Origin of the sequence: Amycolatopsis sp. NPDC051372 (assembly GCF_040682095.1) — a bacterium.
GTDB lineage: Bacteria > Actinomycetota > Actinomycetes > Mycobacteriales > Pseudonocardiaceae > Amycolatopsis.
In genome coordinates, this window is the sequence record NZ_JBFBAF010000031.1 from 126,302 (window position 1) to 134,759 (window position 8,458).

Consider the following 8,458-nt stretch of genomic DNA (forward strand, 5'->3'; position numbering starts at 1 on the left):
GTGACGATGAGTCCCACCGACACCGATCTGCCCGGTGACCCGCCGGACTTGGACTGGGAACACGTACAGGAGAGCGCCGAGTTCAGGCAGCTGCGCGGCCGGTTGCGCCGCTTCGTCTTCCCGATGACTGCGCTGTTCCTGGCTTGGTACCTGCTGTACGTGCTGCTGGCGGACTACGCCCACGGCTTCATGAGCACGAAGATCGCCGGCAACTTCACCGTGGGCCTGCTGTTCGGCCTGCTGCAGTTCGTGTCGACGTTCCTCATCACGTGGCTCTACGTGCGCTACGCCAACCGGAAGCTCGACCCGCTGTCGGGGCGGATCCGTGAAGACATCGAGAACCCTGCCGCGAAGGAGTCCGAATGAACACCCTCGCGGCAGGCGTCGAGGGCAGCAACCCGACGCTGAACATCATCATCTTCGGTGTGTTCGTGCTGATCACGCTCGTGATCGTGTTCCGCGCGAGCCGCAACACGAAGACGGCCTCCGACTACTACGCCGCCGGGCGCGCGTTCACCGGCCCGCAGAACGGCATCGCGATCAGCGGTGACTACCTGTCGGCCGCGTCGTTCCTCGGTATCGCGGGCGCCATCGCGGTGTACGGCTACGACGGCTTCCTGTACTCGATCGGCTTCCTCGTGGCCTGGCTGGTCGCGCTGCTGCTCGTGGCCGAGCTGCTGCGCAACACGGGCAAGTTCACGATGGGCGACGTGCTGGCGTTCCGCATGCGGCAGCGTCCGGTGCGGGCCGCGGCGGCGATCTCGACGCTGATCGTGTCGTTCTTCTACCTGCTGGCCCAGATGACCGGCGCCGGCGGCCTCGTGGCGCTGCTGTTGGGCATCGAGGGCAAGACCGCGCAGTCGGTGGTCATCGCCGTGGTCGGCGTGATCATGATCGCCTACGTGCTCATCGGCGGCATGAAGGGCACCACGTGGGTGCAGATCATCAAGGCCGTGCTGCTCATCGTCGGCGCGCTCGCGATGACGCTGTGGGTGCTCGGCAAGTACGGCTTCAACTTCTCCGCGCTGCTGCAGGGCGCCGTCGACAAGGCGGGCAAGGCCGGTGAGACGCTGCTCGGGCCGGGCAAGCAGTACGGCGCGACGGGAACGTCCAAACTGGACTTCTTCTCGCTCGGCATCGCGCTGGTCCTCGGCACGGCGGGCCTGCCCCACGTGCTGATGCGCTTCTACACCGTGCCGACCGCCCGCGAGGCTCGCCGCTCGGTGGTCTGGGCGATCGTGCTGATCGGCGTGTTCTACCTGTTCACGCTGGTGCTCGGCTACGGCGCCGGCGCGCTCGTCGGCCCGGACGACATCAAGGCCGCCCCCGGCGGCGTGAACTCGGCGGCGCCGCTGCTGGCGTTGAACCTCGGCGGGCCGGTGCTGCTGGGCCTGATCTCGGCGATCGCGTTCGCCACGATCCTCGCCGTGGTGGCGGGCCTGACGATCACCGCGTCGGCCTCCTTCGCCCACGACGTGTACGCGAACGTGGTGAAGCGCGGCAAGCCGGCGCCGGGTTCGGAGGTGCGCGTCGCACGGATCACCGCCGTGGTCATCGGCGCGGTCGCGATCGTCGGCGGCATCCTGGCCAACGGCCAGAACGTCGCGTTCCTCGTGGCGCTCGCCTTCGCGGTGGCGGCGTCGGCCAACCTGCCGACGATCCTGTACTCGCTGTTCTGGAAGCGGTTCAACACCCAGGGCGCGCTGTTCAGCATCTACGGCGGGCTCATCGTTTCGCTGGTGCTGATCATCTTCTCGCCGGCGGTGTCGGGCAAGCCGATCGACGCGAAGACGGGCAAGAGCGCGTCGATGCTGCAGGGCGTCGACTTCCACTGGTTCCCGCTCGACAACCCGGGCCTGGTGTCCATCCCGGTCGCGTTCTTCCTCGGCTGGCTCGGCACGATGCTGTCGAAGGAGCGCAACGCGAAGAAGTACGCGGAGATGGAGGTGCGGTCCTTGACGGGGGCGCATGCGGAGAAGGCTGTGCAGCACTGAGTTTCGTGCAACGCGAGCGGGCCGGGACTCAGGTGTCCCGGCCCGCTTCGTTTGTCCTGGCGTTCCTACAAGCCGAGCGGCAGCACGAGCTCCAGGTCGGTCTTGCGGGCCGGGGCGCCGTCGGTCGGGCTGCCGTCGGGGTCGGGCTTGATGCCGCCGGCGGCGACGCGGTCGAGGGTGTGCAGGCCGAGCGGGCCGACGGTGCCGAACACCGTGTAGTCGGGCCGCAGGGTGGAATCGCCGTAGACGAGGAAGAACTGGCTGCCGTTGGTGTCCGGGCCGGCGTTGGCCATGGCGAGGAGGCCGCGCGAGTAGATGCGGGCGGCCGGGTTGGTGGTGGACGGCGGCAGGTCGGTGGGCAGTTCGTCGCGGAAGCTGTAGCCCGGGCCGCCTTCGCCGGTGGCCGTGGGGTCGCCGCACTGCAGGACCTTCAGCGTCGAGTAGTCGGTGAGGCGGTGGCAGGTGGTCTGGTTGAAGAAGCCGTGGCGGGCCAGGTGCAGGAAGCTCTGCACCGTGCACGGGGCTTCAGCGCGGTCGAGGGTCAGCGGCAGCAGGCCCTGGTTGGTGATCACGGGGACGGCGACCTTGCCGCGGTCGGGGGTGTGCTGCGGGTCGGGCGGCAGGGGCACGGGACGGGCGGCCGGCTCGTCCGGCGTTTCCGCGTACTGGCAGGCGCCGTGGGTGGTGGTCGGCGATTCGGTGGCCTGCGCGGCCGGGGGTGAACGCGGCGCACAGCGCACCGATGGCCAGTGTGGTGACGAGGAGCCTCTTCATGCGGTATCCCTCCCAGTGAGAACGGCAGTATACGAACGGTCCGGGCCATTCGGCTTCCCGCGGAAGTCGGGCGCTCACGAAACGCTCACGGGCTCCTGACAACTGTTCCCTAGCGTCCCTGGTCATGATCACTCGCCTCTTCCTCAGCGTGGTGGCGGCCGGCGCGGTGGCGTTCGCGCTTCCCGCGGTCGCGTCCGCCGCGACCGGACCGGTTGTGCAGCCCCTGGCCGTCTCCGCGGCCGAACTGCAGGCCGTGCTCGACTACTGGACCCCCGAACGGATGATCGCACTCACGCAGCCGTCGTCGGACAATCCGCCGACGGGCGGCCCCGACGGCGCGCCCTGGACCACCGGCAACGCCGTGTCCAAGACGGTCGGCCGGCTCTTCTTCACCGACCACGGCGAAGATTCCAGTTGCACGGCCACCGTGGTCGGCAGCACGAACCGCAGCACCGTCGTCACGGCCGGGCACTGCGTGAACAACACCGACCTCCTCGGCGAGAACAACCAGTGGAACGCCCATTCGATGTTCGTCCCGGGCTACCACGACGGGCTGGCGCCGTACGGGAAGTTCGTCGGCCGCTTCGGCGTCGCGGACAGCACGTGGCTCGCGAACGACCAGATGAACAGCGCCAAGTTCGACATCCACGACCAGGCCTTCGTGGTCCTCAACCGCGGCGAGTACGGCGTTTCCGTGCAGGACAAGGTGGGGGCGGCGCAGAAGATCGGCTTCGACCGTCCCGGCGGCGCCGACGTCTACCAGTTCGGCTACCCGCGAGCCTCGGCCGACCCCGCGCGCGAAGGCCTGCCGGAGTACACGGGCGCGCGCCTGGCGTTCTGCACGGGCCCGGCGCGCGAGTGGCCGGGCACCCCGGACTTCCCCGACTCGCCGAACCAGTGGGGCACGGCGTGCGTGATGGGCGGCGGCTCCAGCGGCGGCCCGCGCCTGCGCGACTTCGACGCGAAGACCGGCCTCGGCACGGTCGTCGGCGACAACACGCAGGCGGGCTTCTTCGACGCCGCGGGCAAGCCGTGCGAGCGCGACGCGGGGTGCACGCGGTATCTGGTGGGTCCGCAGTTCAGCACGGCGGTGACGAAGCCGCTGTTCGAAGCAGCTCAGCACGCCTGACTCAGTGAACGACGAAAGGCCGGGCAGCTTGCCCGGCCTTTCGTCGAGAAAACGCTACTTCGCCGCCGGAACCCGCAGCAGCAGCGCGTCACCCTGGCCGCCACCACCGCACAGGGCCGCGGCACCCAGGCCGCCGCCGCGGCGGCGCAGCTCGTGGATCAGGTGCACGGCCAGCCGCGCGCCCGAGGCGCCGATCGGGTGGCCCAGGGCGATGGCGCCGCCGTTGACGTTGACCTTCGACGGGTCCAGGCCGAGCTTCTCGCTGGCGACCACACCGACCGCTGCGAAGGCTTCGTTGATCTCCACCAGGTCGAGGTCGCTCACGTCGAGCTTGGCCTTCGCCAGGGCCTTGCGGATGGCGTTGGACGGCTGCTCGTGCAGCGACGCGTCCGGGCCCGCGACGACGCCGTGGGCGCCGATCTCGGCCAGCGGCGTGAGGCCCAGCTGGGCGGCCTTCTCGGGGCTGGCGACGATCACGGCCGCGGCGCCGTCGGAGATCTGCGACGACGAGCCGGCGGTGATGGTGCCGTCGGAGGCGAAGGCGGGGCGGAGCTTGCCCAGGCCGTCGACCGTGGTGTCGGCTCGGACGCCCTCGTCGGTGGAGAAGACGATCGGGTCGCCCTTGCGCTGCGGGATGGTGACGGGCGCGATCTCCTCGCGGAAGAAACCGGCCTCGATGGCGGCGGCGGCGCGCTGGTGGGAGCGCGCGGAGAACTCGTCCTGCTGCTCGCGCGTGATGCCGTAGCGGGTGTTGTGCTTCTCCGTGGACGCGCCCATGGCGACCTGGTCGAAGGCGCAGAACAGGCCGTCGTAGGCCATGTGGTCGAGCATCGTCACGTCGCCGTACTTGAACCCGCCGCGGGACTTCGGCAGCAGGTGCGGCGCCTGCGTCATCGACTCCTGGCCGCCGGCCACGATCAGGTCGAACTCGCCGGCGCGGATCAGCTGGTCGGCGAGCGCGATGGCGTCGAGGCCCGAGAGGCACACCTTGTTGATCGTGAGCGCCGGGACGTCCATCGAAATGCCCGCGGCGACAGCGGCCTGGCGCGCCGGGATCTGGCCCGCGCCCGCGGTGAGGACCTGGCCCATGATCGTGTACTCGACTTCGGACGGCGAAACTCCGGCCTGCTCCAGCGCAGCCTTGATCGCAATGCCGCCCAGCTGCGCACCGGTGAAGTCCTTCAGCGAGCCGAGCAGCCGACCGATGGGGGTACGGGCCGCACCCAGGATCACGGAACCGGACACGTCGTCCTCCCAAGAATTCTGAACACCGACAGTCTCTCGACCATACCCGGGCGCGTGACATCTTGATGGAGCCAGTGTGAGGGGGCGCACGTCTTGGATGGACTCAGTGGTTTTCAGGGGGCTTCACCAGGGCGGTGGCCCTTATCCTGCCCCCATGAACACTGAGTCCATCCAAGCCGTGCTCACCCCGTTCGTGACCGCGATCGACCACGTCGGGATCGCGGTACCCGACCTCGACGAAGCGATCGCGTTCCACAAGGAGCACTTCGGCCTGGAGGTCGCGCACGAGGAGGTGAACGAGGAACAGGGCGTCCGCGAAGCGATGCTGCGCGCGCCTGGCACCGCGGGCACCGAGACGATGATCCAGCTCCTCGCGCCCCTGCGCGACGACTCGACCATCGCGAAGTTCCTCGGCCGCAACGGGCCCGGCCTCCAGCAGCTCGCCTTCCGGGTGTCCGATGTGGACGCCGCCGCGGCCGCCCTGCGCGAACAGGGCCTGCGGCTGCTGTACGACGACGCCAAGCGCGGCACATCGAACAGCCGCGTGAACTTCGTACACCCCAAGGACGCCGGCGGTGTGCTCGTGGAGCTGGTGGAGCCGGCTGCGCGCTAGGACTCTTTCGCCTTCGCCGACAACGCGTTGGCCAGGAAGGTGAGCTCGCCGTCGAACTCGGCGGGGCGGTCGTCGCCGGAGTGGCGGGCGGTGGCGTGGCGGTGGCTGACGGCGCGGGCGAGCAGGCCCGACGCGCTGTCGAGGTCGGCGACGGCGAGGCGGCCGCCCGTGGCGCCCACGATCACCGAGCGGACCAGGCGCACGAGGTGCTGGAAGCGTTCTCCCAGCGCGTCCCGCACCACGTAGTGGGTGTCGGCTTCGCGCCAGAGCAGGTGGGACAGGCCGAGCGAGCCGGTGAAGCGGCGGTCGAGCTCCGACACGAGGCGGCGCAGCGACCCGGCGAGGTCACCGGGCACCACCACGGCGGCGGGCTCGATGTTCTCGTCGGGCAGCCGCGCGACCAGCGCCGCCAGCAGGTCCGACTTGCGGCGGAAGTAGTAGTGGACAAGACCCTTCGGCACCCCGGCGCGCTCCGCGATGCGGGACGTCGGGGTGGCGTCGAAGCCTGACTCGGCGAAGAGCGCTTCAGCCGCGCAGAGGATCCGCTCCTTCGCCGAGTCATCCGTCATGTCAGCTCCTTCAGTGCGGCATCGCCGTCCGGTGGGCGGCGGTGGCCATCGGCATCGCGGCGGCACCGGCGATGATCGTGAGCACACCGGCGACCCAGGACGTCCAGGACGCCCCGTTGAACTCGGTGTACCCCATCACCCACGGCGCGACGAACAGCAACACCCCGAGGACGATCTGGATGCCCTCGCCGTAGACGGCACCGGGCGCCGCGAGCGACACCAGGCCGTCGATGGCGATCAGCGCACCGAGGATCACCATCGTCCACATCGTCGTCGTGTCCGTGCTCAGCCAAAGGGGTGAAAGAGCGGCGACAACACCGATGACGACCTCGGCCCAGTCGTGGGGCCGGGTCCAGGCGCGCGTCGAGACTTCACTCATTCGTGCTCACCTCCGCAGAGAACCTGCTGTTCAGGATGTTTCCCTGCTTCGATCATGCGCCTTGATTGGCCGGCCGGTCAAGATCTGTGGGTCACAGTTGCGCACAACCGGTTCCGGCGTGGTTTTCAGCCATCGGGCTACTGTGTTCCGCCGCTCGGCGCAGGGTCGTCCGGACACCGTGGGTGCTCACCCGTCCGTGACCCCGTAGCGGCTACGGTAGGGCCATGAGCCTTGGCGAGGAACGGGAGCTTGTGCCGCTGGGAGCCGGCTTCGACGTGGCGAAGCGCGGCTACAGCCGAGCGCAGGTCGACGAACACCTGGAACGGCTGGACTCCGACCTGAAGATGCTCACCGGCGACCGCGACGCCGCCATCGCTCAGGCGGGTGATCTCGCCCGGCAGCTGGAGATCGCGCGCGGTGAGATCGCCGACCTGCGCGGGCAGGTCGACCGGCTGGCGCAGCCGCCGACGAGCGTCGAGGGCCTGTCCGAGCGGCTGCAGCGAATGCTGCGCCTGGCGCAGGACGAGTCCGCCGACACGCGGGCGCGCGCCGAGGCCGAGGCCGGCCACATCCGCGCCAAGGCGGAGACCGACGCCAGCGCCATGCGCGCGCGGTACGAGCAGCTGCTCACCGAGCTCGACCTGCGCCGCAAGGAGATGGAAGCCGAGCACCGCAAGGTCCTCGAGGACGCCCGCGCCGAGGCGAAGTCGATCACCGACAAGGCCGAGGCCGAGCGCAACAAGCTCGACGCGGAGTCCGAGGCCCGCCGCACGCAGGTCGAAGAGGACTTCGAGATCGCCATGGCCGCCCGCCGCACCGAGGCGATGCGCGTGCTGGCCGAGCAAGAGGCCGCGTCGAAGGCCGAAGCCGAGCGCCGCGTGCGCGAAGCCGCCGAGGACGCCGCCGCCATCCGCGCCAAGGTGCTGGAAGAAGAAACAGCGGCCCGCGGCGACATCGAGCGCCGCCAGCGCGAGTCCGTCGCCGACGCGAACAAGCGCAAGCAGGACTCGATCACCGAGGCCAACGCCCGCCTCGCCGAAGCCGCCGACGAGGCCCGCCGCCGCGTCCGCACGGCCACCGACGAGTCGAACCGCCGCATCACGCAGGCCAACGAGCGCGTCGAGGCGCTGCGCAACGTCCGGACCAGCTTGGCCGAGCAGGTGCGCCAGGCGCGCACGGTGCTGGCCGAGGCCCACCACGTGCTCGGCGAGACGGACACGCTGGTGCCGGCGGACATCAAGGCTTCCACCGGGCCGAAGACCCCGGTCGCGGCTGCCGCTCCCGCCGGTCCGGGTTCGGGTTCGGCCGAGGGCGACGTCGAGAAGACGGTCCGCCTCCGCACCGGCGACATCCCGAAGCCCCAGCCGCAGCCCACCTCCAGCCGGGCCGGCAAACCCACCGGCGACTGACCTCCGAACGAGGCGAGTCTGTTCCAGCAACCCGGGTCCCCGACCCGGGTTGCTGGCTGTCCTGGCCAGACCACTCCCACTTCCCCGAGCCTCTGGCACTTGCCCGGGCCTCCGGGCCCCGCGCAACCCAGCGAAGGCCTCAGCGGCAAGCCACTCCGACACGCACCCAACGCGACGGACCGCACCCGACGCGACAGATCGAACGGCCAAGGCCCTGGAGGCAACCACAGCGCGAGATCGCGCCGGTGTGGGGATCGGGCGGTGCGATCGGCCCCCGGCCGATCCGACCGCCCCTAGCCCCCCCCCGCCAAAAGGCGTACAGGCCCCCCGCGCCGGAGCCCGGGCC

Annotated in this window: 8 protein-coding genes and 1 pseudogene; 5 read left to right on the top strand and 4 right to left on the bottom strand. The window is 70.2% G+C overall.

The annotated features are described in order from the left end of the window. Window positions 1-6 precede the first annotated feature (6 nt). Both AB0M56_RS37790 and AB0M56_RS37795 read left to right on the top strand, forming a co-directional pair. Window positions 7-366 carry a DUF485 domain-containing protein gene (locus tag AB0M56_RS37790; RefSeq protein ID WP_364185312.1) on the top strand — a complete coding sequence of 120 codons (360 nt, stop codon included), beginning with the start codon at window positions 7-9 and terminating at the stop codon, window positions 364-366. Continuing rightward, window positions 363-1,994: a cation acetate symporter gene (locus AB0M56_RS37795; RefSeq protein ID WP_364185314.1), complete on the top strand. Its 1,632-nt coding sequence runs from the start codon at window positions 363-365 to the stop codon at window positions 1,992-1,994. Before AB0M56_RS37790 ends, AB0M56_RS37795 begins: the two co-directional genes overlap by 4 nt. A gap of 65 nt (window positions 1,995-2,059) precedes the next feature. Here AB0M56_RS37795 and AB0M56_RS37800 read toward each other — a convergent pair. Beyond that, window positions 2,060-2,768: pseudogene (locus AB0M56_RS37800) on the bottom strand (peptidylprolyl isomerase). Between the two features lie 124 nt (window positions 2,769-2,892). Here AB0M56_RS37800 and AB0M56_RS37805 point away from each other — a divergent pair. Continuing rightward, on the top strand, window positions 2,893-3,897 hold the full coding sequence (locus AB0M56_RS37805) for a hypothetical protein (protein WP_364185315.1): 1,005 nt from the start codon (window positions 2,893-2,895) through the stop codon (window positions 3,895-3,897). Window positions 3,898-3,951: 54 nt separating this feature from the next. Here the strand turns inward: AB0M56_RS37805 and AB0M56_RS37810 are convergent, their stop codons facing one another. Then, window positions 3,952-5,142 (bottom strand): acetyl-CoA C-acetyltransferase, encoded by a 1,191-nt coding sequence (locus AB0M56_RS37810; RefSeq protein WP_364185317.1) that lies wholly within the window; start codon window positions 5,140-5,142, stop codon window positions 3,952-3,954. A gap of 154 nt (window positions 5,143-5,296) precedes the next feature. On the opposite strand from AB0M56_RS37810, the gene mce reads away from it, so the two are divergent. Further along, the gene (gene mce / locus AB0M56_RS37815) at window positions 5,297-5,755 is read left to right on the top strand and encodes a methylmalonyl-CoA epimerase (protein ID WP_360591619.1); all 459 of its coding nucleotides are present in this window, start codon (window positions 5,297-5,299) and stop codon (window positions 5,753-5,755) included. Here the strand turns inward: mce and AB0M56_RS37820 are convergent. Both AB0M56_RS37820 and AB0M56_RS37825 read right to left on the bottom strand, forming a co-directional pair. Beyond that, window positions 5,752-6,324: a TetR/AcrR family transcriptional regulator gene (locus tag AB0M56_RS37820; RefSeq protein WP_364185319.1), complete on the bottom strand. Its 573-nt coding sequence runs from the start codon at window positions 6,322-6,324 to the stop codon at window positions 5,752-5,754. The genes mce and AB0M56_RS37820 overlap by 4 nt on opposite strands. A 10-nt stretch (window positions 6,325-6,334) precedes the next feature. After that, a complete protein-coding gene (locus AB0M56_RS37825) occupies window positions 6,335-6,703 on the bottom strand; it encodes an SPW repeat protein (RefSeq protein WP_364185321.1) in 369 nt (122 codons plus the stop codon). A gap of 224 nt (window positions 6,704-6,927) precedes the next feature. Here AB0M56_RS37825 and AB0M56_RS37830 point away from each other — a divergent pair, with 224 nt between their 5' ends. Continuing rightward, a complete protein-coding gene (locus AB0M56_RS37830) occupies window positions 6,928-8,112 on the top strand; it encodes a chromosome segregation protein (protein WP_364185323.1) in 1,185 nt (394 codons plus the stop codon). The last annotated feature ends 346 nt before the right edge of the window (window positions 8,113-8,458 follow it).